A 24,416-nucleotide genomic window follows, 5' to 3' on the forward strand; every position below is an offset into this window, starting at 1 on the left:
GGCGCCGCCGACCGGGGCGTGGCCCGCGGCGCCGGGGGCGGGCGCGCCCACCGGGACCCCGCCGAGCGCCCCGCCGCACGCCTCCACCGACGCCCCGCCCGGAGCGGCGCCGGGGGAGGTGCCGCTGCCCCCGCTCACCCCGCCGTCGGCGCCCACCCCCTCGGTGGCCCCGTCCCCGTCGCGCACGGTGCTGCCGCCCTACCTGGCCGAGGAGGGGGTGGAGATCACCACGCCCGTGCAGCGGGCCAGCGGGGACCGTCCCTGGGTGGCGGTGCCGGCGGTGATGCTGGCCGTGCAGGTCGCCGTGCTGTGGCTGCTGGTCTGCCTGGGGCTGTGGCGCCACCGGCGGGCGACGCGCCGCGGCTCCCGGAGCGCCGGCTGATCTCGGCTGATCGTTGTCATGGCGGTGACAAAGGTCCCCGGGGCGAATGTGCATCGGGGACAATGGCGGCCCGCGGGGCGGCTCGGTAGGTTTGCGGCACGTTGATCGCCTGTGCCGGCCGGGCCGCCCGCCTCGTGCCGGTGTTCAGGCCGGCCTGCCGGCGGTGTGTCCCACCGGCGCCCTCCGGCCCGCACCGGGAGTTCCTCACCATGGCACTGGGTTCCCTGCTCACCGAGTTGTCCCCTGACGGCGAAGGCCGCCGGCCGCTCATCGAGCTGGTCGGGCGCTGGGCCGCGGAGAAGCCGGACGCTCCGGCGTTCACGTTCGTCGACTACAGCGTCGACCCCTCCGGCGAGCGCACCACGCTGAGCTGGGCGGAGACCGACCGCCGGGCGAAGGCGACGGCGGCCGCGCTGCGGGAGATCGCCGAGCCCGGGGAGAGGGCGGCGCTGCTGCTGCCCCAGCGGCACGAGTACATGATGACGATGATGGGCGCGATGTACGCCCGGGTGATCGCCGTCCCGCTGTTCTCGCCCGACCTCCCGGGCCACGCCGAACGGCTGGTCGGGGCGTACACCGACTCCGAGCCCGCGGTGATCGTCACCACCCGGTCGGCGCAGCCGCATGTGGAGAAGTTCCTCGCCGACCACGACGTGACGCCGCCCCGGGAGATCCTGTACGCCGACGAGATCGACCTCTCCTCGGCCGAGGGCTGGCGGCCCGAGCCGATCGACCCCGACGAGGTGGCGTACCTGCAGTACACCTCGGGCTCGACCCGCCGGCCGGCGGGCGTGCGGATCACCCACGCCAACGTGGCGGCCAACGCCCGGCAGCTGTGGGCGGGCTGGGCGCCCCGGCACCCGCATCCGGAGCTGGTGAGCTGGCTGCCGCTGTTCCACGACATGGGCCTGATCGCCGCGATGGCGCTGCCCATGGTGAAGGGCGACCACGTCATCTACACCGACCCGGTCGCGTTCCTGATGAACCCGATGCGCTGGCTGGAGCTGATCTCCGGGCGCGAGTGGGTCTACACCGCCGGGCCGAACTTCGCCTACGAGTACGCGGCGACCCAGGCCGAGCCCGACAAGGTCGCGGAGCTGGACCTCAGCGGCCTGGTCACCTGCCTGAACGGGGCCGAGCCCATCCGCCCCTCCACCCTGGAGACCTTCTATGCGGCGTTCGAGAAGGCCGGGCTGCGGCGCACCGCCCTCTCGCCGGGATACGGGCTGGCCGAGGCGACCGTGTTCGTGTCCGCCGCCGCCGACGCCGTGCCCCCCAAGGTCATCACCGTGGAGCGCGACCGGCTGGAGGCCGGGGAGGTCGTCGCCGCGCCCGCCGACGCCGAACGCACCGTCACGCTGGTGGCGTGCGGCCGTCCGGTCGGCCAGTACGTGGCGATCGTGGACCCCGACACCTGCGTGGAACGGCCCGACGGGCGCGTCGGCGAGATCTGGGTGCACGGCCCCAACGTCGCCCCCGGCTACTGGCGCGACGAGGAGCGCACCCGGGAGACCTTCGGCGCCCGCCTGCGCGACCCCGGAGACCTGCCGGAGGGCCCGTGGCTGCGCACCGGCGACTACGGCGTGGTGCACGAGGGCGAGCTGTACGTCACCGGCCGGATCAAGGACCTGATCATCGTCGACGGCCGCAACCATTACCCGCAGGACATCGAGCTGACCGTCCAGGAGGCGCACCCGGCGATCCGCCCCGACCACGTCGCCGCGTTCGCCGTGGAGGGCGAGGGCACCGAACGCCTGGTGGTCGTCGCCGAGCGCAACCGCCGCGTCCCCCTGCGCCGGCTCGACCTGGACGCGGTGGCCGCCGCCGTCCGCAGCGCCATCGCCGTCGAGCACGAGATGGCCCTGCACGACTTCGTCCTCGTCGAACCCGGCGCGGTGTCCCGTACCACCAGCGGGAAGGTGGCGCGGTCGGCGACCCGACGGCGGTATCTGGAGGGCGCGCTGCAGACCACGGCGGGGCGGCTGGCGGACCAGGGTTAGCCGTCCCGGCCCGGCCCCCGCCGGGTCGTGCGGCACGTCTGAGGAGGAGCATGCTCGCCGGTCTCGGCCGCCTCGTCCACCGGCGCCGGTGGACGAGCCTGCTGCTGATCGTGCTGCTCACGATCGGGGCAGGGGTGTGGGGAGCGGGGGTCCTCGACCGGTTCAAGCTGGGCGGGTTCGAGGACCCCGACGCCGACTCCACGCTGGTCGCCAAGCTCAGCGCGACCTACTTCGGCAACAGCAACCCCGATGTGCTGGTGCTGTACCGCAGCGACGCCATGACCGTGGACGACCCCCGGTACATGGCCGCGGTGCTCACCACGGTGTCGCGGCTGCCGAAGCGGCACGTCTCCCAGATCCACTCCTACTGGTCGTTCGACGGCGACGGCGCCGCCGCGTTCGTCTCCCACGACCGGCACGCCACCTTCGTGGCGATCGAGCTCAACGCCCGCGGCGACGAGGCCCTGCTGCAGGCGTATCAGCAGATCCGGGACCGGCTGCGGGCGCCGGGACTGGACAGTCGGGTGGGCGGGTCGGTGGCGTTCGGGGTCGAGTTCAGCGACCTGGCGGTGCGCGACATCGTGCGCGCCGAGGTCATCTCGATGCCGGTGCTGCTGATCCTGCTGGTGATCGTGTTCGGCGCGGTGGCGGCGTCGACGCTGCCGCTGGTGGTGGCGGTGTTCTCGATCGTCACCGGGCTGGCGGTGCTGCACGCCGTCACCTACGTCACCGACGTCTCCGCCATGGCGCTCGAGGTCGTCACCATGATGGGCGTCGGGCTGGCGATCGACTACTCGCTGTTCATCGTCAACCGGTTCCGGGAGGAGCTGGCCCGCGACGGCGACCGGGAACGGGCGCTGGTCGTCACCATGGTCACCGCCGGGCGCACCATCGCCGTCTCCGGGATCACGGTGAGCGCCGCCCTGTCCGGGCTGCTGCTGTTCCCGCAGATGTTCCTGCGCACCCTCGGCATGGCCGGGATCGCCACGGTGCTGATGGCGATGTTCGGCGCGGTGGTGCTGCTGCCGACGCTGCTGGCGATCCTCGGGCCGCGCGTGGAGTGGGGCGCCGTCCGGCGGCGCAGGAACGTGCGGAACGCCGACCGCGGGTTCTGGTACCGGCTCGGGCGCAGCGTGATGAAGCGCCCGCTGCCGTACTTCGCCCTGACCCTGGCGATCCTGGCGGTGTTGTTCGGACCGTTCCGGAACGTGCAGTTCACCTCGGTGGACGCGCGGGTGCTGCCGGAGGGCAGCCAGCCCCGCCAGGTGGTGGAGACGATCAAGCGGGACTTCCCCGGCGGGGGCGCCGAGCCGATCGACGTGGTGGTCTCCGGCGACCTGATCCCGCGCAACTGGCGCCCGGCGGGCGACGGCGACGCCGTCCCGCCGTACCTGGAGGAGTTCCGCAAGCGCCTGCAGGACCTGCCGCATGTGACGAAGGCCGAGTTCACCGGCTACTCCGAGGACTACGGCGCGGTGCGGATCTCGGTCACCCACGACCGGGACCCGATGTCCCGGGCGGCGCAGTCGCTGGTGCGGACGATCCGGCAGATGGAGCTGTCCAAGGACGGGTTCCCCCTGCACATCGACGTCGGCGGGAGCACCGCCGCCCAGATGGACCTGATGGACAGCCTGAAGCGGACGCTGCCGTGGATGGTGCTGCTGGTCGGCGCGCTGACGTTCGTGCTGCTGTTCATGTTCTTCGGGTCGGTGGTGCTGCCGCTGAAGGCGATCGCCATGAACGTGCTGTCGATCGGGGCGTCGTTCGGGGTGATCGTCTGGGGCTTCCAGTACGGGCATCTGGCGGGCCTGCTGGACTTCACCCCCACCGGCGGCGTCGAGGGCACCAGCATGATCCTGATCCTGGCGGTGGTCTTCGGCCTGTCGATGGACTACGAGGTGTTCCTGCTCAGCCGGATCCGCGAGGAGTGGGACCGCACCGGGGACAACACCGCCGCCGTCGCCGTCGGCATGCAGCGCACCGGCGGCATCATCACCAGCGCCGCCCTGCTGTTCCTGGTGGTCATCGGAGCGTTCGGGCTGGCCGGCATCACGGTGGTCAAGCTGATCGGCGTCGGCATGTTCGTCGCCGTGGTCGTCGACGCCGTCCTGGTCCGCTCGCTGCTGGTCCCGTCGACGATGCGCTTCATGGGCGCCGCCAACTGGTGGCTGCCCCGGCCGCTGGCCGCCTTGCACGCCAAGGTCGACCTGCGCGAGCACGACCCGCTGTATGAGGACGACGACCCCGTGCCCCCCGCCCCGCCGCCGCTGCCCCCGCACCTGCGCCGCCGGATGGCGCAGACCATGCCCGGGGCGGCCGGGGCCGTCCCGCCTCCCCGGTCCGATGGGCCCGTCCCCTCCGCGGGCGGCGCGGGGCCGCGGCGCGTTCCGCCCGGTCCGCCCGCCGCCTCCGCGCCGAACGATGCGCCGGCGCCGCGACCGGAGGGTCCGCCGCCGTCCCGTCCCGTCCCCGGCTCCAAGCGCCGCATCGTTCCCAACCCCGACGGCCCCGGCTGGCGTTGGGCCGATGAGGACTCCTGAGCGTCGTACCCGTCATGGACGATGGGGCGGGAGCGCCCCCGCCCGCCGAGGCCGCGACCCGGCGGGGAGGGGACGCGGGGGCCGGCCGGTCCGCGAGACGAGGAGAGCGATGGCGCGCGTGGTGGAGCTGGTGTACTACCTCGACGACGACTGGGTGCCGGCGTTCCTGGCCGACGTCGACGACAGCGGCATGGAGGCGTGGGCCTACGACGGCGAGACCGGCGGGTTCCGCTTCAGCCCGCAGCACGTGCGGGACCCCTACGGCCGGATCTGCCGCATGACGCGCGAGGAGTTCATCCAGCAGGTCGAGGAGCGCCGCGCCAGGGACGTGACGGAGGGCCGGCTGGGCTGGGAGGGGCCGGTCGTCCCGCTGTACGAGACGATGGCGGCGCTGCTGGACCGGGGGCCCCTGGGTCCCCGGGAGCGGGCGCTCGTGCGCTCCCTCGCCCTGCGCACCCATCCGTTGTTCGAGGCCGAGCTGAACAGGCGCGGCGGGGCCGGGCTGCCGCGCGAGGGCGACCCGGTGCCGGTCGACCCCCGCTTCAGCGGGGTCGCCCCCGCCGACTGGCGGGCGCTCCCCGACGAGTCGGTGCGGGAGTTCGCCCGTCGCCTGACGAGGCTGGGCGCCGCGTTGCGCGACGGCGACGCGGCGGCGGTCGCGGCGGGACTGGACCTGCCCGTCGCCGAGGAGTTCCCGGGCCGGCTGCGGCTCGACTCCGGGCTTTTGCTGAGCAGGGGGAGCGTCTGGATCGAGAGGCGCCACGACGGGCACGCGTCGGTGGACGTCCCGCTCACCGACGACCTCGCCGAGTCCCATCCGGAGTTCCACCGGTTCCTGTCCCGGCGGCGCCGGCGGTTCGAGAAGGTCCTCCAGGATGTCTACGGCCGGCCCCGGTGGCGGACCGGGGGACGCTGGCCCGAACGCGGCTGGCAGGTGGACGACGTGGGGGTCTTCCTCCGCCTCGGCGCCTCCCGCGTGCACCTGCTCGCGATGCCGCGGGCGCAGGCCGCGGCCCGCTTCGAGTCGGTCGACTGGGAGGCGCGGGAGTGGGAGTGAGCGGGCCGGCCGCGCCCGGCGTCCGTCAGGGCAGCAGGGACTCGACGATGTCGGCGGCCTTGGCGGCGCCCTTCTCCTGGATGAGACGGTCGCCCACCCGGTAGGCGCCGGTCTGGATGGCCGGGTCCTTGAGCGCCTGACGGATGGCGTCGGCCAGGGAGTCCGCGGTCAGCGACCGGAAGGGGAGGGGGGCGGGGCCCGCGCTCATGGCGGCCACGCGCTCCCCCCAGTACGGCTGGTCGCCGAAGAAGGGGCACACCACGGTGGGGACGCCGTGGCGCAGACCGGCGGCGGTGGTGCCCGCCCCGCCGTGATGGACCACGGCGGCCATCCGCGGGAACAGCCATGAGTGCGGGACGTCGCCGACGACCAGGACGTCGTCGGCGCCGGGGAACCCGTGTCGGGGGTCGCCCTGCACCACGCCCCGGACCCGCGCCGCGCGCAGGGCGGCCACCACCAGCTTGTGGGTCCGCGCCGGGTCGGAGGGCACCATGCTGCCGAAGCCCACGTACACCGGTTTCGGCCCGGCCTCCAGGAACGCCGCCAGCTCCTTCGGGGGCCGATAGTCCGGCTCGTCCACGAACCAGTAGCCCGTCACGTGCACGTTCTCGGGCCAGTCGGGAGGCCGGGGCACCAGGGTGGTGCTGAAGCAGCACAGCACGGGGCGGCCCTCGCGGCGCATCCGGTGCATCGGGCCGCGCAGGGGCTCGGGGGGAAGGCCCAGCGCGGAACGCCGCCAGTCGTTGAGGAACGTGCGGGCCAGCTGCCAGGCGATCTGGTCGACCAGACGGAAGCTCCACTCGTTGCCCCGGCGTCCCAGGAAGCGGGCCTGCGGCAGCAGCGGATGCGGGAACGCCCCGGTGGGGTGGCTGGGCTGGTAGTGGATCAGGGCCGAGGGGACGCCGAGGTGCTCGCCCAGATGCTCGCCCAGGGCGCCCGCGGTGGGGGCGAGCACGACGTCGGCGCCCTTGGCGCCGTCCAGGATCTCCCCGAGGAGCCGTTCGGCCAGCGGACCGAGGATGCGGCGGAAGTTCCGCAGGAAGCGCACCGGGTTGCGGCCGCCGGCCAGGAGCCGCTGGCCCTCCTCGGTGGCGAGCAGGTCACCGGGGTCGACGCTCAGCGGCGCCGACTCCAGGCCCGCGGCGTCGATCAGGGGCGCGTAGCGGGCGGCGGCGATCAGCCGGACCCGATGGCCGCGGGCGGTCAGTTCCCGTCCCAACGCCACGCAGGGCTGGATGTCGCCGCGCGAACCCAGCGCGAGCAGCACGACAGTCCGCTGCACGAGACCTCCCGACGAGGGCTTCCGGGGATCAGGGACGGTAGTCGAAAGCCGTGATATCGGGCCACTTCGGTGAAGGGGGAACTCATCCCCGGAATCCGTCGTCGTCGGAGAATCCCGGGCGATCCGGCGGCGCCTGGTCCGTCCAGGGCGTGGCGTATCGGGGGCGGCGCCGCGGCCCGCCCACGGTCCCCCCGGGGCCTCCGGCGGCGGGTTCGGCCCGGCGGGCGTCGGGGAGGGGCGGCGGGTCCGGCGGCGGGGGACCGTGGCGGACCCCCGCCGTCACCGGTTCGCGCGCCCGTTCCGGCCGGGGAGGGGGCTCGGCGGGTCCGGCCGAGGCCGCGCGCCGGGTCGGCAGGGTCAGCGCGCTGATCACCGCCCCGGTCAGCACCAGCGCCGCGCCCACCAGCAGCCCCACCGACGCCCCGTGCCGGAACGCCTCCGCGCCGCTTTGCCCGGACTGGGCGGCCTGGCGCTCCAGGGCGTCGACCACCACGCCCAGCACCGCGATGCCCAGCGCCGCCGACACCTCGCGGACCACGCCGATGACGCCTCCGGCCACCCCCGCCCGCTCGTCGGGGATCGCTTTCAGCGCGTACATCGCCAGCGGCATCGTCAGCGCCGACCCGATGCCGCACAGCGCGATCCCCGGCATCAGCTCGGCGAACCCGTCACCGGCCCGCAGCGTGGTGAAGGCCGCCATCCCGCCCGCCAGCAGCAGCATCCCGGCGGCGACCGTGGGCCGCGCCCCCGCCTTGGCCGCCAGCACGAACGACACCGGCGTCAGCACCAGCACCAGCAGCGCGGGAGGGATGTAGGCCAGCGCCGCCGTGGTGGGCCGGAACCCCAGCACCGTCTGCATGAACAGCGCCGAGTAGTACATCACCCCGTTGAACCCGATGCCCCACAGCATCGAGGAGGCCAGCCCGCCGGCGAACACCCGGTTCCGCAGGAAGCCCAGGTCGATCATCGGGTGCGGCGCCCAGTGCTCCACCAGCACGAACGACGCCGCCGCCACCGCCGCGATCCCCAGCATCGCCAGCACCGCCGGGTCGCCGTAGCCGATCTCGCCGCCCGCGTGCAGCGCGTACACCAGCGTGAACAGCATGGTCGCCGACAGGATCACGCCCGGCATGTCCAGCGGCGTCCGCACCTTGAGGGCGTGGGCGGGCAGCAGCGCCAGCCCCAGCGCGATCACCAGGACCCCCACCGGCACGTTGATCAGGAAGATCCAGCCCCAGTGCCAGCGCTCCACGATGAACCCGCCGACGCTGGGGCCGCCCGCCATCGCGCAGGCCAGCGAGCCCAGCCACACCACCTGCCCGAGGGCGCGCTGCCGGTCGTCGCGGCCCACCGTGATCGCCACCAGCAGGGCGGGCAGCGCCAGCGCCGCGCCCGAGCCCTGCACCACCCGGGCGCCGATCAGCACCGCGGCGGAGCCGGCGACCCCGGACATCGCGGAGGCGGCGGTGAACACCGCCATTCCCGTGATGAAGATCACGCGACAGCCGTAAAGGTCGGCCAGCCGTCCTCCCGCCACCATCAGGCAGGAGAACATCACGATGTAACCGACCGTCACCCAGCGCAGTTCCGCGGCGCTCAGCCCCAAATCCTCACGGAGGGTCCGCTGCGCGATCGCGACCACCGAGTTGTCCATGGTGATCATGAACGCGCTGACGGCGACCACCGCCAGGACCCATCCGTATCGGCCGCGGGTCACCCGGCAGAACCCTTTCTCTCCCTCACCTCACCCCGACACAGCAGCGGTGAGCTGCGAAAACGCCCATCCGCCCGGTGGTGCGGCGGGAAACGGCGCACCCGTCGGGCCGGCCGCCGCCGCGCCGCGGACGCGGCGTTCGGCACCGCCGGAATTCCGGCTCGGGTGCGGACACACCTCGGCGACCTATCCATCTGGCCACACCGGCCCCGACGGATTCTTGTCACGGCCGTGACAAGGAAGCAGGGAGAAAAGTGGGCTGGATGCGCATCGAGAGATGGTCGTGCTGGGCCAAGGTGAAGCCCACGCTTCGAACGATCCGGGCCTCACCGATGGGGGAACCGTACCCATGCCGAACAATGATCGTTCTGGAGCCGCGCCGGAAAGCGATCCGCGGATCACGGAGGATTCGGTTCGCCGGTTCCTGATCGAGCAGATCGCGCGCCGCTCCAGGATCACGGCCGCCGAGGTGGACCCCGACCGTCCCGTGGAGGAGTTCGGGTTGGCGTCCCGCGACGCCGTGGCCATCGCCGGCGAGCTCGAGCAGATGCTGGGCCGGGCGCTGCCCGCCACGTTGATCTGGGAGCACCCGACGATCAACGGGCTGGCCGCCGCGCTGGCCGGGACGGCCCCCGCCCCCGCCGCCCCCGCCCCGCGCTCCGGACCGGCGCCCGACGACGAGCCGATCGCCGTGATCGGCATCGGCTGCCGCTTCCCCGGCGGCGAGCGCGGCGACCTGCGCGGGCCGCAGGAGTTCTGGCGGTTCCTGCTGGAGGGGGGCGACGCGATCGGTGAGCTCCCGCCCGGCCGGTGGGACCCCTTCGACGACGGATCCCCCGAGGTGGGCGACCTGCTGGCGCGGACCACCCGGCTCGGCGGATTCCTGAAGGACCTGGCCGCCTTCGACGCCCGCTTCTTCGGCATCACGCCCGGCGAGGCGGAGCTGATGGACCCCCAGCAGCGGCTGGTGCTGGAGGTGGCCTGGGAGGCGTTCGAGCACGCCGGCCTGGCCCCGGTGCGGCTGCGCGGCAGCCGCACCGGCGTGTTCGTCGGCGTCTCGGCGCCCGAGTACGCCGCCCTCACCGCCTCCGACCTGACCGCGGTGCAGCCGCACACCACCACCGGCGCGGCGCTGAGCATCATCGCCGGCCGGCTGTCGTACCTGCTGGACCTGCGCGGGCCCAGCATGATCGTGGACACCGCCTGCTCCTCGTCGCTGGTCTCCGCCCACCTGGCGGTGCAGGCGCTGCGCAGCGGAGAGGCCGACCTCGCCCTGGCCGCGGGGGTCAACGTGCTGCTGTCGCCGACCGTCACGATGACGTTCGACCAGGGCGGCGGCACCTCCCCCGACGGGCGCTGCAAGGCGTTCGACGCCTCGGCCGACGGCATGGTCCGCGCCGAGGGCTGCGGCGCGGTCGTGCTGAAGCGGCTCGGCGACGCCCGCCGCGACGGCGACCGGATCCTGGCGGTGATCCGCGGCAGCGGCGTCAACTCCGACGGCCGCTCCAACGGCCTGGTCGCCCCCAACGCCGAGGCGCAGAAGGCGCTGCTCCGCCGGGTGTACGAGGCCGCCGGCATCGACCCCCGGGAGGTCGACTACGTCGAGGCCCACGGCACCGGCACGTTCCTGGGCGACCCGATCGAGGCCCGCGCCCTGGGCGAGGTGCTGGGCCGGGGCCGGGAGGAGGACGAGCCGCTGCTGATCGGCTCGGTCAAGTCCAACGTCGGGCACATGGAGTCGGCCGCCGGCATCGCCGGGCTGATCAAGACGGTGCTGGCGCTGCACCACCGCACCATCCCGGCGAGCCTGCACTTCACCGAGCCCAACCCGCACATCCCGTTCCGCGAGCTGCGGCTGGCGGTCGCCGCCGAGCCCTCCCCCTGGCCGGACCGGGGCCGCCCGCCCCGCGCCGGCGTGTCGGGATTCGGGTTCGGCGGCACGAACGCGCACGTGATCGTGGAGGCGGCCCCGCCGCAGCGGCCGGCCCGCGACGACGCGCCGGTCCGCTCCTTCCCGCTGTCGGACGTCGCCCACGACCGCATCCCCGCGCACGCCGCCGACCTGGCCGGCTGGCTCGAGGAGCACGACGAGGTCCATCTGGCCGATCTGGCCGCCACCCTGCACCGCCGCGACGGCCGGGGCCGGGCCCGCGCCGCCGTCGTCGCCCGCGACCGGGAGGGCCTGCTGGAGGGGCTGCGGGCGCTCGCCGACGGGCGGCCGCACCCGGCGGTGGCGACCGGCACCGCCCTGGGCGAGCCCCGCAGGCCGGTGTGGGTGTTCTCCGGCTACGGGGCGCAGTGGCCGGGCATGGCCTGGCGCCTGCTCCAGGAGGAGACGGCGTTCACCGAGGCGATCGACGACGTCGACGCGCTGATGAGCGAGGAGGCCGGGTTCTCGCTGTGGGACGCCGTCGAGGCCGGTGAGGCCCTGCCCCCCGAGCGCACGATGATGGCGCTGTTCGGCATCCAGATCGGCCTGGCCCGCATGTGGGCCTCCTACGGGATCGTCCCGGCCGCCGTGGTCGGCCACTCGATGGGCGAGGTCGCCGCGGCGGTCGTCGCCGGGAGGCTGACCCTCGCCGACGGCGTCAAGGTCATCTGCCGCCGCTCCGAGCTGTTGGGGCGGCTGGTCGGCGCCGGCGGCTCGATGGCGGTGATCGGCGGCTCCGAGGCCGAGGTGCGCCGGCTCGCCCACGACCTGCCGGACGTGCACCCGGCGGTGTTCTCCTCGCCGAAGCAGACCGTGGTCACCGGCGACGCCGAGCAGATCGCCGCCGTGCTGAAGCGCGCCGAGGCCGAGGGCCGGCTGGCCCGGGCGGTCAGGGCCGAGGCGGCCGGGCACTCCCCGGCCACCGAGCCGCTGCTGCCCGAGCTGCGCGAAGCCCTGGCCGACGTCGCCGCCGAGCCCGGCACCCCGCTGGCCCCGGGCATCGAGTTCTACTCCACCGCCCTGGAGGACCCCCGCGGCGCCGGCCGGCTGGACGCCGACTACTGGGCGCTGAACCTGCGCAACCCGGTCCGGCTGACCGACGCGCTGAGCGCCGCCGCCGACGACGGGCACCGCACCTTCGTCGAGATCAACGTCCACCCGATCCTGACCGCCGCGCTGAACGAGACGCTGGAGGGGACGGGGGCGCTGATCGTCCACACCCTCAAGCGGCCGCCCAAGGGCCGGGAGGCGGACGACACCCTCTCCTTCCACACCCAGCTCGCCGCCCTGGCCGTCAACGGCCACCGGGTCGCGGCCCCCGCCGGGGCGCTGCTGGAGCTGCCGCCCGCCCGCTGGCGGCACGAGCGGTACTGGGCCCGGCCGTCCTCCCGCACCGCCGTCGGCCGGGACGAGCATCCGCTGCTGGGCGCGCATGTGGAGCTGCCCGGCGAGGACCGGCACGCATGGCGCGGCGACGTGGGCGTCGCCGCCCACCCGTGGATCGCCGAGAACGCCCCGCACGACCTGCCGGTCCTGCCGGTCGCCGCGCTGGCGGAGATGGCGCTGTCCGCCGCCGGGCGCGCGCTGGGCGCCGACGGGCTGCGGCTGCACGGCCTGTGCGTGCGGCACCTGCTGGCGCTGGAGGAGCGCACCGCCGTCACCACCACCTTCACCGAGGACGACCGGCGGATCGAGATCCACGCCCGCACCCCCGCCGGCACGTTCGTCCGGATCGCCGAGGCCGAGGCGGTCGAGGAGCCGGGCCGGGCCGGGACCGCGCCGGACGGGGAGGAGGTGGAGATCCCGGCCGCCGAACGCGGCAGCCCCCACTACCGGCTGCACCCCCAGGTGCTGGACCGCTGCCTGGCCGCGCTGTGTCGGCGGGCCGCCGCCGAGGACGGGGGCGTGTGGATCGTGGACGGCATCGAGGACCTGCGGGTGCACGGGCCGACGCACCGGGGCGGCCGCTGCCGCCTGTCGATCGCCCGCGGCGAGACCGTCACCGGCGCGCTGGTCCTCACCGACGCGGACGGCGCGGTGCTGCTGGAGGCCGCCGGCGTCGCGCTGCGCCGGGTCGAACGCCACGACGTCCCCGTGCCGCTGGCGGACACCCTGGTGGAGCAGGTGTGGGAGACCACCGACGCCCCCGCCCCGACCGTCCCCGAGGGGGACTGGCTGGTGCTGGCCGACGCCGACGACCCGCTGGCCGGCGGGCTGGAGGCCGGGTTGCGCGCTCGCGGCCACCGGGTCGCCCGGCGCCCCCTCGCGCGGCGGCTCCCCGAGGACCTCTCCGGCGACGCCCCGACCGGCGTGGTGCTGATCCCGCCGCCGTCCCTGGAGGACGAGGAGCTGGTGCTGACGGTCGCGGGGGTCGCCCGGGAGGTGCCGGCCGGCGCCCGGCTGTGGGTGGCGACCCGCGCCGCGCTGCCGGTCCGCGACGGCGAGGCCGGACGCCCCCGCCAGGGCTTCGTCCGCGCGCTGACCCGCGTGCTCGGCTTCGAACGGGCCGCGCTGAAGGCGACGCTGGTGGACGTCGAAGGCGCCGACGATCTGGTGACCGAGCTGCTCGGCGGCCGGGACGACACCGAGGTCGCCTGGCGACGCGGCGTCCGCCGCGTCGCCCGCCTCGACCGGGCCGCCCTGCCCGACCGGCGCCCCCGGCGGGTCGTCCGGCGCGGCGGCGCCTACGTGATCACCGGCGGCTACGGCGGCATCGGGCTGGTCACCGCGCGGCTGCTGGCCGAACGGGGCGCGGGCCGGATCGTGCTGTCCGGCCGCTCGGGCCCCGGCCCCGACGCGGAGAAGACCATCGCCCGGCTGCGGGAGAGCGGCGTCGACGTGGACGTGGTCCTCGGCGACATCGCCGAGCCCGGGGTGGCCGAACGCCTCATCGAGGCGGCCCGTGAGGGCGGCGCCCGGCTGCGCGGGGTGGTGCACGGCGCGGCCGGGATGGACGACCGGCTCCTGGCCGACCTGGGGCCCGAGGACCTGCACCGGGTGTGGGCGCCGAAGGTCGCCGGGGCGTGGCGGCTGCACGAGGCGCTGCAGGCCGCCGGCGCGGACGCCGAGCTGGACTTCTTCGTGCTGCACTCCTCGGCGGCGGCGCTGCTGGGCTCGCCCGGCCAGGCCTCGTACGCCGCCGCCAACGCCGCGCTGGACGCGCTGGCGGCCTGGCGTCGGGCGCAGGGGCTCGTCGCCACGACCGTCCAGTGGGGCACCTGGTCCCGGGTGGGCGGCGCGGCGGACCTGTCGATCAAGGTGCTGGACCCGATCAGCCCGCAGGAGGGCGCCGAGGCCCTGGAGGCGCTGCTGGCGCACGACCGGGCCGTCACCGGCGTGCTGCGGTTCGACCCGGCGACGGCGGTGGCGCTGTTCCCCGAGATCAAGCGGATGCCGTACTTCGCGGCGCTGGTGGAGGCGGCCGCCGCGGCGGATGAGGGGGACGACGGCGACTGGCCCGGCGTCGCCGCGCTGCGCGCGATGGACCCCGACGAGGCCCGCGCCGCGATCGGCGCCCGGGTCCGCCGGCGGATCGCCTCGGTCCTCGGGTACGACCCCGACCGGCTCGATCCCGCCGTCCCGCTCACCGACCTCGGCCTGGACTCGCTGGTCGCGGTGCGGATCAAGAGCGGCGTCGAGCACGACCTGGGCCTGACCGTGCCGCCCGCCCTGCTGCTGCAGGGCGCGACGCTGGAGGCGTTCGCCGACTGGGCGGCGGGCGAGCTGGGGATCGCCGGAGGCGCCCGCCGGGCGGCCTCGGACACGGGCTCGAACGCGGGCTCGGACACGGGCTCGAACGCGGCGGTCACCGCGGCGAACGCGCGGAGCGGCTATGTGATGCCGCGGGACGCCGCCGAGCGCCTCGCGGTGCGGATCTTCGAGGACGTGCTCGGCCTGGAGCGGGTGAGCGTCACCGCCGACTTCTTCGCGCTCGGCGGCGACGAACGACGCGCCGACCGGGTGGTCGCCGTGGTGAACCGCGAACTGGGGTGCGAGCTGACCCGCGGCGAGGTGTTCGCCGTCCCCACCGCCGAGCACGTCGCCGGGCTGATCCGCGCGGTCGACGAGGAGGCCGCCCGGCAGACCGTCCGCCCGCTCCAGCCCGGCGCGCCCGGCCGCCGGCCGCTCTTCCTCGCCCACCCGGCGGGCGGCACCACCGCCTGCTACGCCCGCCTCGCCGCCCTGCTCGGCGAGGACCAGCCGGTGTACGGGCTGGAGAGGTTCGACGACGCCCCGAGCGTGGAGGAACGCGCCGCCCGCTATGTCGAGGCGCTGCTGGAGGCCCAGCCGGAGGGCGCGTTCCGGCTCGGCGGCTGGTCGTTCGGCGGGGTGCTGGCGTACGAGACCGCCCGGCGGCTCACCGAGGCCGGGCGGGAGGTGGAGCTGGTGGTGCTGCTGGACGCCGGCCTGCCCGAGAAGGTGGCCGACGAGGCCGACGTGCTGGCGCGCCGGTTCGCCGCCTTCGCCGACTACCTGAACGAGACCTACGGCCTGGGGGTCGAGCTCCGCTACGAGGAGCTGGCCGGGCTCTCGGAGGAGGAGCAGTTCGCGCTGGTGATGGAGCGGGCGGCGGGCCTCGCCGAGCTGCTGCCCCCGGCCGTGCTGCACCACCAGCTCACCTCTCACCAGGACACCCGTTCGCTGGAGGCGTATCGGCCCCGGCCCTACAGCGGGAGAGTGATCCTTTATCGCGCGCCCGAGGAGACCCCCTGGGCGGTGAAGGACATCCGGTATGCGCCGGATCCGACCAACCGGTTCGGCGAGCACTGCGCGCACCTGGAGATCGTGGAGATCCCCGGCGCGCACCACCTCAACCTGCTCGATCCGCCGGCGGTGGACCGCATCGCCGCGCACCTGTCCGAGCAGCTGGCCGCGGACCCGCCGGCCTGAGACCCTCCGCTCCCTCTCGGAAAGGTGAACGATGTCCGAACTGCTCGACGCCGTGCGCCAGGGCGCATCCCCGGCCGAGCTGCTGGAATGCGAGCTGCCCACCCGTTTCCGGGCCGCCTACACCCTCCGTGACGAGGTGGGCGTCTTCCAGGGCGAGGCCGACAAGGACGTCCGCCGCTCCATCCACATCGGCGAGGTGGAGATGCCCGAGCTCGCCCCCGACGAGGTCGTGGTGGCGGTGATGGCGGCGGCGGTCAACTTCAACAGCGTGTGGACGGCGATCTTCGAGCCGGTGCCCACCTTCGTGTTCCTGGAGAGGCTGGCCCGCACCGGCAGGTGGGGCGCCCGGCACGACCTGCCGTACCACATCCTCGGCTCGGACGCCGCCGGCGTGGTGGTGCGGGTCGGCGAGTCCGTCCGCCGCTTCAAGGTCGGCGACAAGGTGGTCGTCTCCGCCTGCGCCGTCGACGAGCAGGACCCGGCGGTGCACGACGACGGCCTGCTCGGCGAGGACGCCCTGGCCTGGGGGTTCGAGACCAACTTCGGGGCGTTCGGTCAGTTCGCCGTCGTCAAGGCCAGCCAGCTGATCAAAAAGCCCGCGCACCTGTCGTGGGAGGAGGCCGCCGCCAACACGCTGTGCGCGGCGACCGCGTACCGGATGCTGATCGGCCGGCACGGCGCCCGCATGAAGCTGGGCGACATCGTGCTGATCTGGGGGGCCGCCGGCGGGCTGGGCTCGTACGCGGTGCAGCTGGTCAAGAACGCCGGCGGGATCCCGGTCGCGGTGGTCTCCTCCGAGGAGAAGGCCGAGCTGGTGCGCCGGCAGGGCTGCGAGCACGTGCTCAACCGGTCCGAGATCGACTTCGGGGAGCACGGCCTGTCGCACCCCAAGGGCTGGCGCCGGCTCGGGGAGGAGATCCGCCGGCTGGTCGGCGAGGACCCCCACATCGTGTTCGAGTACCTGGGCCGGGAGACCTTCGGCGCCTCGGTCTATGTGGCCCGCCGCGGCGGACGCATCGTGACCTGCGGCTCCAGCACCGGTTACCGGCACGAGTACGACAACCGGTACCTGTGGATGAACGTCAAGAGCATCGTCGGCAGCCACGGCTTCAACTACACCGAGGCCGTCGAGGTCAACCGGCTGTTCAGCCTGGGGCTGCTGCACCCGACCCTGTCGCGGGTCTACCCGATGGAGCAGACCGGCGAGGCCGTCCGCTCCGTCCAGACCAACCGTCACGTCGGCAAGGTCGGCATCCTGATCGGCGCCACCGCCGAGCACCAGGGCATCGACGACCCCGCCCTGCGGGAGCGCTTCGGCGAGGAGAAGATCACCCTCTACCGGGGCCGCTGAACGCCCCGCGGCCCGGTACCCGCCGCTCCTCACGCCGGCCGTGCGGCGGCCGGCGCACCGGCCCGGCCGCGCAGATCCCCGCCGGGACGGAGAACGCCGCCGGCCCGACGCGGCGTCGGCACCGGTTGGCGCCGGTCGGCATCGGTCGGCATCGAGTGGCGCCGCCCTGTCCGTGCGGCCCCTCGGTCCGGCGCGTGCCCGCCCGCTACGACGTCCCCGCCGGCGGGGACAGCGGCACGGGCGCGTGGACGCCGAACTCGCGGCGCAGCGCGGACAGGGCGGCGAGATGGCCGCACATGCCGTGCACCCCCGGCCCGGGCGGGGTGGACGCCGAGCACAGGTAGACCCCGGGGAGCGGGGTGCGGTACGGGTCGAGCCCGGGGACGGGACGCCAGAACGCCTGGCGCAGCGACATGGCCCCCGCCGCGATGTCCCCGCCCACGTAGTTGGGGTTGTGGTCCTCCATCCGCGCCGCCGGCACCCCGCGCGCCGCGATGATCGTGTCGGTGAAGCCGGGGGCGTGCTCCTCGATGCGGCGGCGGACGATGTCCACCGGGTCGCGCGGGTCGCCGTGGGGCACGTGCGCGTACGCCCACACCGGGCGTTTGCCGGGGAGCGCGCGGGAGGGGTCGACGGCGGCCGGGTCGACCACCAGGACGAACGGATCCTCCACCCGGCGCCCCCGCGCGGTGGCCGTCTCGGCGCGGAAGACCTCCTCCCGGGTGCCGCCCAGGTGCACGGTGCCGGCCGCGCCGACGCCGGGGGCCGCCCACGGGATGGGGTCGGAGACCAGGAAGTCGACCTTGGCCGCGCCCGGCCCGTACCGGAAGCGCTCCAGGGCGCGGCGGTAGCGGCGGGGCAGCCGGTCCCCCGCGAGGGCGAGCAGGCCCTTGGGGGCCACGTCCAGCAGCACCGCCTTCGCCCGGGGCAGCTCGCCCAGGTCCGTGATCCGCCGGCCGGTGTGGAAGACGCCGCCGTGCGCGCGGATGTCGGCGGCGAGGGCGTCGGCGATCCGCCCGCTGCCGCCGCGCGGCAGCGGCCACCCGGTGCCGTGCGCCAGATGGCCGAGCAGCAGCGCCACGCCCGCGCCCGCCGTCGAGGGCAGCGGCCCGATCAGGTGCGCGGCCACTCCCGCCAGCAGCGCCTGCGCCTCCCGCCCGCGAAGCGGTGCCGGTCCGGCGGTGAGCCGCAGCACGCGCAGGGCGAACCGCGCCGCCGCCACCGGGTCGCGGGGCCGGGGCCGCGGTCCGGACATGATCAGGTCCACCACTCCGTGGCCGCGGGCGAGCAGCGGGGCCATGAGCCATCGCCACCGCTCCCCGTCGGCCCCCAGGCCCGCGCAGGTGCGGTCCAGGTCCGTGGCGGCGAGCGCCGCCCGGCCGCCGGGCAGCGGATGGGCGTAGGCGATCTCGGGCCGGAGCAGTTCCACGCCCCTCTCCCGCAGCCCGAACCGGCGGAAGAAGGGCGAGGCGGCGGCCATCGGGTGCACCGCCGAGCACACGTCGTGCAGCACGCCGGAGTCGAACAGGGGGACGGTGCGCAGTCCGCCGCCGATCGTCTCGTGCTGCTCGTGCAGCTCCACGGAGAGCCCGGCGCGGGCCAGGGTCACCGCCGCGGCGAGCCCGTTGGGCCCGGTCCCGACGATCACCGCGTCGACGCTTGCCATCGGCAGCCTCCCGGGGACGTTCGCGCCCGCTCGCCGGCCTGCGGTCGACCCCGGGCCGGCGCGTCCGCCCGAGCGGAGCCCGGGTCGTCCGGATGCGCGGGGCCGGCGGGGCGATCGGTGATCACCGTGAGTGATCCTCCATGGCGTGCGGTGGGCGCTGAAGGGCGTGTGGAGTGAATATCCGGATGATCAATTTTCTGGTGTATAGATTGTCCTAAATGCTGTTCAATGCCTGTCTACACTGATCTTTCACTGTTCTTACGCGCCGTTGTACGGCACACTTGCTGTGCAAGTGACCAATTACCTCATGCGTCGCAAAGCGCTGACGGGGCGTGAACACGGAAGGGGGGCGACATGACGGCGCGCGGCTCGGCCGGCTCGGAACGGCCTTGGACGGAGATACCCCGGGAACTGGCCGAGCACATGCGGCCGCACCTCGACGAGGTCGCCGACGACATGATCAGTGAGATCCAGGCCCGGGTCCGCGAATACGACCGGCCGCCGGACGCCCCCTACTCCGGCACCCTGCGGACGGCCGTCGAGCGGGTGCTGCACTACTTCGTGGAACGCGTCGCCGACCCCGACGGGGAGCACGAGTCGGTCACCGATTTCTTCCACGCCATCGGGCGCGGCGAGGCCGGCGAGGGGCGCAGCCTGGACGCCATGCAGTCGGCGCTGCGGGTCGGGCTGATGGTGGCCTGGCGGCGCATCTGCGAGGGCGCGGTGCATCTGAACGTCTCGCCCGCCGTGCTCGGCATGGTCGGCGAGGCCCTGCTGGCCTACCAGGACGAGCTGGCCGCCGCGGCCGCCGCCGGATACGCGCAGGCGCAGGCCGCCGTCGCCGGGGAGATGCAGCGCCGCCGGCAGCGGTTGCTGGGCCTGCTGCTGGCGGACCCTCCCGCCTCCCAGGAGGCGATCAACGACCAGGCCGCCGCCGCCCAGTGGCCGATGCCGCGGACGGTGGCCGCCGTGGCCCTCGGCAAGCACCCCTACGACCCCGGCCACCCGGCGTTCCCGCCCGACATCCTGGCCGACCTCACCCGGCCGGTGCCCAGCCTGATCGTGCCCGACCCGGACGGCCCCGGCCGGGCCAAGCTGATCGACCGGACGCTGGGCGGCTGCATGGCGGTGGTCGGCCCCACCGTGCCGGTCGCCGAGGCGGGCCGTTCGATGGAGTGGGCGCGCCGGGCGCTGGTGCTGGCCGAACGCGGCGTGATCGAGCAGCGCACCGGGGTGATCCGGGCCGTGGAGCACCTGTCCACGCTGATCCTGTTCCAGGACGAGGAGCTGCTGGAGGGCCTGTCCCGCATCCGGCTGGCCCCGCTGGCGCACCTGCGGCCCAGCCAGCAGGACCGGCTCGCCGAGACCCTGCTGGCCTGGCTGCAGTCCGGACGGAACGCCAACGAGGTCGCGATGCGGCTGCACGTCCACCCGCAGACCGTCCGCTACCGGCTGCGGCAGCTGGAGGAGCTGTTCGGCGACCAGCTGCTGGACCCCGACGTGCGTTTTGAGCTGGAGATCGTGCTGCGCGCCCGTTTCCTGACCGCGCAGGAGCGTCGCGTCTCCCGCCCCCGGCAGACCGCCTCCGGCGAGGTCGTGGCGCTGCGGAGATAGGCTCCGGGGCCGGGCGGGGCGGCCCCGGAGGCGCGGTCACGGCGTCACGGCCCGATCGGCCGGCGGCGCGGCCGGCGTCGCGGTCCGATCGGCCGGCGTCGCGGCCCGGGACGCGGCCCGGGTCACGGTTCGACCGGCCAGGTGTGCACCGGCTCGTTGGTGTTCATCAGCTCGATGTAGCGGTTGGTCATCCGGCGCAGCGCCTCGTGCCGGGAGACGTTCTCGTTCTCCTCGATCAGCTTGACCATGTCGATCTGCCACTGCGCGCCGGTGCGGCCGGTCAGGCAGCGCTGCTCGACGATGCCCAGCAGCCGGTCCCGCTTGGCCGGGTCCACCCCCCAGCGGTCCAGGCCCTCGTGCGCCAGCGGCAGCAGCCGGCGCAGCGCCAGCTCGGCCGCCGGGACCTCCCCGTACCCGGGCCAGTACAGCAGCGCGTCCATGCCGTGGCGCGCGGCGCGGTGCAGGTTGTCCTCGGCGGCGGCGAACGACATCCGCGTCCACAGCGGCCGCTCCTCCTCCGCCAGCATCCGCACCACGCCGTAGTAGAACGCGCCATTGGCCACCATGTCGGCGACGGTGGGCCCGGCGGGCAGCACCCGGTTCTCCACCCGCAGATGGGGCTTGCCGTTGACGACCGCGTAGATCGGCCGGTTCCACCGGTAGATCGTGCCGTTGTGCAGGCTCAGCTCGGCGAGCTGGGGGATCTCGCCGCGTTCCAAGGTGGCGACCGGGTCCTCCTCCTCGCACAGCGGCAGCAGCGCCGGGAAGTACCGGGTGTTCTCCTCGAACAGGTCGAACACCGAGGTGATCCAGCGCTCCCCGAACCACACCCGGGGCCGCACGCCCTGCGACTTCAGCTCCTCCGGGCGGGTGTCGGTGGCCTGTTCGAACAGCGTGATCCGGGTCTCGTGCCACAGCCGCCGCCCGAACAGGAACGGCGAGTTGGCCGCCAGCGCCACCTGCACCCCGCTGATGCACTGGGCGGCGTTCCAGTAGGCGGCGAAGTCGTCCGGGCTCACCTGCAGATGGAACTGCGCGCTGGTGCAGGCGGCCTCGGGCAGCACGGTGTCGGCGTGCAGGGCCAGCCGCTCGGGCCCCTCGATCCGGATGTACAGGTCCTCGCCTCGGGCCGCGAAAATCTGCTCGTTCAGCAGTTTGTAGCGCTCATTGGCCGACAGCGCCTCCTCGCCGATGTCGGACTGTCGCAGCGTCGGCAGGATGCCCACCATCACCAGCGCGCCGCCCAGCTCCCGGGCCCGCTCGTCGGCGTGCCGGATATAGGCCAGGATCTCCTTCTCAAGCTCCCCGGTGCCGCCGCCGCCCAGCTCCCGCGGCGGGATGTTGACCTCCACGTTGAACTGGCCGAGCTCGGTGGCCCATGCCGGGTCGGCGATGGCCTTGAGCACGTCGGCGTTGCGCATCAGCGGCTCGCCCCGCTCGTCGACCAGGTTGAGCTCGATCTCCAGTCCGATGTGCGGCCGGTGGAACTCGAACTGCGACTCGCGCAGCATGCGGGCCAGTACGTCCAGGTTGCGGCGCACCTTGTCGCGATACCGCCGCCGGTCCTCTCTGCTGATGACGAACCGGGGCACGTCCTTGCCCATGCGAAGCCTTTCAATCCGGACGAACAACTACAAAACGCTTCTCCCTTCACGGCGCACGTCAAACCCAGGAGGACATACCCGTATCGGAGTGACTACCCTCACTCCACGCACGGGTTGAAGATGCTCTTCCGAACGCCACATTCCCGTCGACCAGGAGCCACGTGATCTCCGCGGACACCACGACCGGCCCTCCCCTCCTCCGATCTCCCCTCAAACCGCTCATGCTCCTTTCGCGACGGCGATGCGCCCGATGACCCTGAGCACGATCAGGGCCCGGGACACGGTCATCGCGGCGATCGTGTCGGTGCTGGTGCTGGGGGCGCTGGCGGCGGCGGCGGATCTGATCGTCCGCGACGTCGCCACCTCGCAGACGCTCACCCGGACCCAGCTCGCCGGCCGGCGGGTGAGCGGGGCGGTGCGCGACGGGACGCTGCCGACGCCGATCCCGCCCGCCGAGGGCGTCGTGCTCCAGGTGGTCGGGCCGGACGGACGGGTGCGCAACGCCGATCGGGCCTCCTGGGGGCGCCCGCCGGTCAGCGACCTGCGGCCCACCGTCGAGCGGCGCATCCGCGACTATGTGGAGTGCGGGCGGCCCGGCTATCGGCGCTGCATGCTGGTGGAGGCCATCCGGGCGACCACCGCCCCGGACTCGGTGGTGGTCTACGCGGCCGCGCCGATGCCCGTGCTGCTGACCTCCGGGCTGCTGGAGGTCCTGCTCGGAGCGGCCGTCCTGGCGCTGTCCGCCGCGATCGCCTGCCTCACATGGCGGATGGTCGGCCGCACCCTGCGTCCGGTCGAGGAGATCCGCGCCCAGCTGTCGGAGATCACCGCCAGCGATCTGAGCCGCCGGGTGCCCGAGCCGCCCGGGGAGGATGAGATCGCCCAGCTCGCGCGGACCGCCAACGAGACGCTGCGCCGACTGGAGCAGGCCGTGGACCGCCAGCGCCAGTTCGCCTCCGACGCCTCCCATGAGCTGCGCACCCCGATCGCGGCGCTGCGCGCCAACCTGGAGGACGCCGTGATGCACCCCGACGACACCGACCTCCGGGCGGTCGTCGAGGCGGCGCTGCGCGACACCGACCGGCTGGAGTCGATCATCACCGATCTGCTCCTGCTGGCCCGCATCGGCACCGGCGGCCCCGCCGCCCGGGAACGGATCGACTTCACCGAGCTGGTGACGGCCGAGCTGGCCCGCCGTGACCCGCCGGTCTCCCTGTGCGCCGACCTGCGCCCCGGGATCACGGTCCACGGCGTCCGCATGCAGCTCGTCCGCCTGCTGCACAACCTGCTGGACAACGCCGAGCGCTATGCCGAGACCCGCATCGAGGTCCGGCTGACCCGCGACCCCGAGGCCGACTCCCGGCTGCTGCTCACCGTCGCCGACGACGGCATCGGCATCCCCGAGCCGGACCGGGAACGCGTCTTCGAGCGCTTCACCCGGCTGGACACCGCCCGCAGCCGCTCCTCCGGCGGCACCGGCCTCGGCCTGGCCATCGCCCGCGACATCGCCACCGCCCACAACGGCACCCTCACCGTCGAGGACAGTCCCAAGGGCGCCTGCTTCGCCCTCCGCCTCCCGCTGCCGTAGAGCGGGCCGCGTGCGGGCCGGCCCGATCCGGCGCCTCCCGGCCGACGTTCCCGCATGTCCGCGCGGCCCGCCCGGCGGCGCCTTCCGCTCCGCCCCGGGCGTTCTCTCGGCTCCTCCCCCCGTCCCTCCCGGCCGGGACCCCCGTGAACGATCGACGGGTCGCCCACCGGACGGCGGGCGACCCGGAGCCCCGGCGCGCGGGTCGGGCGGACCCGCGCCGCGAGCGGAGGGAAGGTCGCGGCGGCGCTCAGGCGCGCACGGCCTGGACCTCCAGCTGGATGTCGACCTTGTCGCTCAGCAGGACCTTCTCGCCCTGGAGCGGGATGTTGAACTCGACGCCCCAGTCCTTGCGGTTGATCGTGGTCCTGGCGGAGAAGCCGACGCGGGTGCCGCCCCAGGGGTCCTCGCCGACGCCGTTGTACTCGACCTCGAGGGCGACCGGGCGGGTGACGCCCTTGATGGTCAGCTCCCCGTCCAGGTAGTGCGTGTCGCCCTCCGAGCGCAGCCCGGTGGAGCGGAACGTCATCACCGGGTGGTTCTCCACGTCGAGGATCTCCGAGGAGCGCACGTGGGCGTCGCGCTCGGCGTTGCGGGTGTCGATGGAGGCCATCTTGATCTCGGCGGTCGCCGACGACTCGGCCGGGTCCTCGGCGATCTCGATGGTGCCGGAGAAGTCGGTGAACGTGCCGCGCACCTTGCTCATCAGGTGGCGGATGACGAAGGTGACCTCCGAGTGCGCGGGGTCGATGTTCCAGGTGCCGGCGGTGAGTCCGGGGGCGACGGTCTCCAAGCTCATCA

The 24,416-nt window shown here is 74.3% G+C and carries 12 protein-coding genes and 1 pseudogene; 8 read left to right on the forward strand and 5 right to left on the reverse strand.

Features of this window, described 5'->3' with window-relative positions; translation table 11 throughout:
- The 4 genes and pseudogenes from EIO00_RS24090 to EIO00_RS04670 form a co-directional block, all read left to right on the forward strand.
- Nucleotides 1-382, forward strand: a pseudogene (locus EIO00_RS24090) (hypothetical protein); the annotation flags it as partial.
- 209 nt (nt 383-591) lie between these two features.
- On the forward strand, nt 592-2,382 hold the full coding sequence (locus EIO00_RS04660; protein ID WP_140175678.1) for a fatty acyl-AMP ligase: 1,791 nt from the start codon (nt 592-594) through the stop codon (nt 2,380-2,382).
- A gap of 50 nt (nt 2,383-2,432) precedes the next feature.
- Entirely contained in the window at nt 2,433-4,922 is a 2,490-nt protein-coding gene (locus EIO00_RS04665; protein ID WP_140175679.1) for an MMPL family transporter, read from the forward strand.
- A gap of 109 nt (nt 4,923-5,031) precedes the next feature.
- Complete coding sequence (locus EIO00_RS04670) at nt 5,032-5,979, forward strand: DUF6301 family protein (protein ID WP_140175680.1); 948 nt, start codon at nt 5,032-5,034, stop codon at nt 5,977-5,979.
- 25 nt (nt 5,980-6,004) lie between these two features.
- Here the strand turns inward: EIO00_RS04670 and EIO00_RS04675 are convergent, their stop codons facing one another.
- On the reverse strand, nt 6,005-7,261 hold the full coding sequence (locus tag EIO00_RS04675) for a glycosyltransferase (protein ID WP_140175681.1): 1,257 nt from the start codon (nt 7,259-7,261) through the stop codon (nt 6,005-6,007).
- Nucleotides 7,262-7,343: 82 nt separating this feature from the next.
- The gene (locus EIO00_RS04680) at nt 7,344-8,978 is read right to left on the reverse strand and encodes an MFS transporter (protein WP_241661113.1); all 1,635 of its coding nucleotides are present in this window, start codon (nt 8,976-8,978) and stop codon (nt 7,344-7,346) included.
- Nucleotides 8,979-9,324: 346 nt separating this feature from the next.
- Between EIO00_RS04680 and EIO00_RS04685 the strand changes: the two genes are divergently transcribed.
- Entirely contained in the window at nt 9,325-15,795 is a 6,471-nt protein-coding gene (locus tag EIO00_RS04685) for a type I polyketide synthase (protein ID WP_140175682.1), read from the forward strand.
- A gap of 31 nt (nt 15,796-15,826) precedes the next feature.
- On the forward strand, nt 15,827-17,146 hold the full coding sequence (ccrA, locus tag EIO00_RS04690) for a crotonyl-CoA carboxylase/reductase (protein ID WP_140175683.1): 1,320 nt from the start codon (nt 15,827-15,829) through the stop codon (nt 17,144-17,146).
- 205 nt (nt 17,147-17,351) lie between these two features.
- Here ccrA and EIO00_RS25525 read toward each other — a convergent pair whose 3' ends face one another.
- Nucleotides 17,352-18,812 carry a phytoene desaturase family protein gene (locus EIO00_RS25525; RefSeq protein WP_140175684.1) on the reverse strand — a complete coding sequence of 487 codons (1,461 nt, stop codon included), beginning with the start codon at nt 18,810-18,812 and terminating at the stop codon, nt 17,352-17,354.
- A gap of 354 nt (nt 18,813-19,166) precedes the next feature.
- Here EIO00_RS25525 and EIO00_RS04700 point away from each other — a divergent pair, with 354 nt between their 5' ends.
- Nucleotides 19,167-20,426, forward strand: a complete 1,260-nt coding sequence (locus tag EIO00_RS04700; RefSeq protein ID WP_140175685.1) for a PucR-like N-terminal domain-containing protein — start codon at nt 19,167-19,169, stop codon at nt 20,424-20,426.
- Between the two features lie 122 nt (nt 20,427-20,548).
- Here the strand turns inward: EIO00_RS04700 and EIO00_RS04705 are convergent, their stop codons facing one another.
- A complete protein-coding gene (locus EIO00_RS04705) occupies nt 20,549-22,030 on the reverse strand; it encodes a glutamate-cysteine ligase family protein (RefSeq protein WP_140175686.1) in 1,482 nt (493 codons plus the stop codon).
- A gap of 250 nt (nt 22,031-22,280) precedes the next feature.
- On the opposite strand from EIO00_RS04705, the gene EIO00_RS04710 reads away from it, so the two are divergent.
- Nucleotides 22,281-23,618 (forward strand): sensor histidine kinase, encoded by a 1,338-nt coding sequence (locus EIO00_RS04710; protein ID WP_241661114.1) that lies wholly within the window; start codon nt 22,281-22,283, stop codon nt 23,616-23,618.
- Nucleotides 23,619-23,865: 247 nt separating this feature from the next.
- Here the strand turns inward: EIO00_RS04710 and EIO00_RS04715 are convergent, their stop codons facing one another.
- Nucleotides 23,866-24,414, reverse strand: a complete 549-nt coding sequence (locus tag EIO00_RS04715) for a YceI family protein (RefSeq protein ID WP_140175688.1) — start codon at nt 24,412-24,414, stop codon at nt 23,866-23,868.
- Nucleotides 24,415-24,416 lie beyond the last annotated feature (2 nt).

Origin of the sequence: Thermomonospora catenispora (assembly GCF_006363815.1) — a bacterium.
In the GTDB taxonomy this organism is placed as follows: Bacteria; Actinomycetota; Actinomycetes; order Streptosporangiales; family Streptosporangiaceae; genus Thermomonospora; species Thermomonospora catenispora.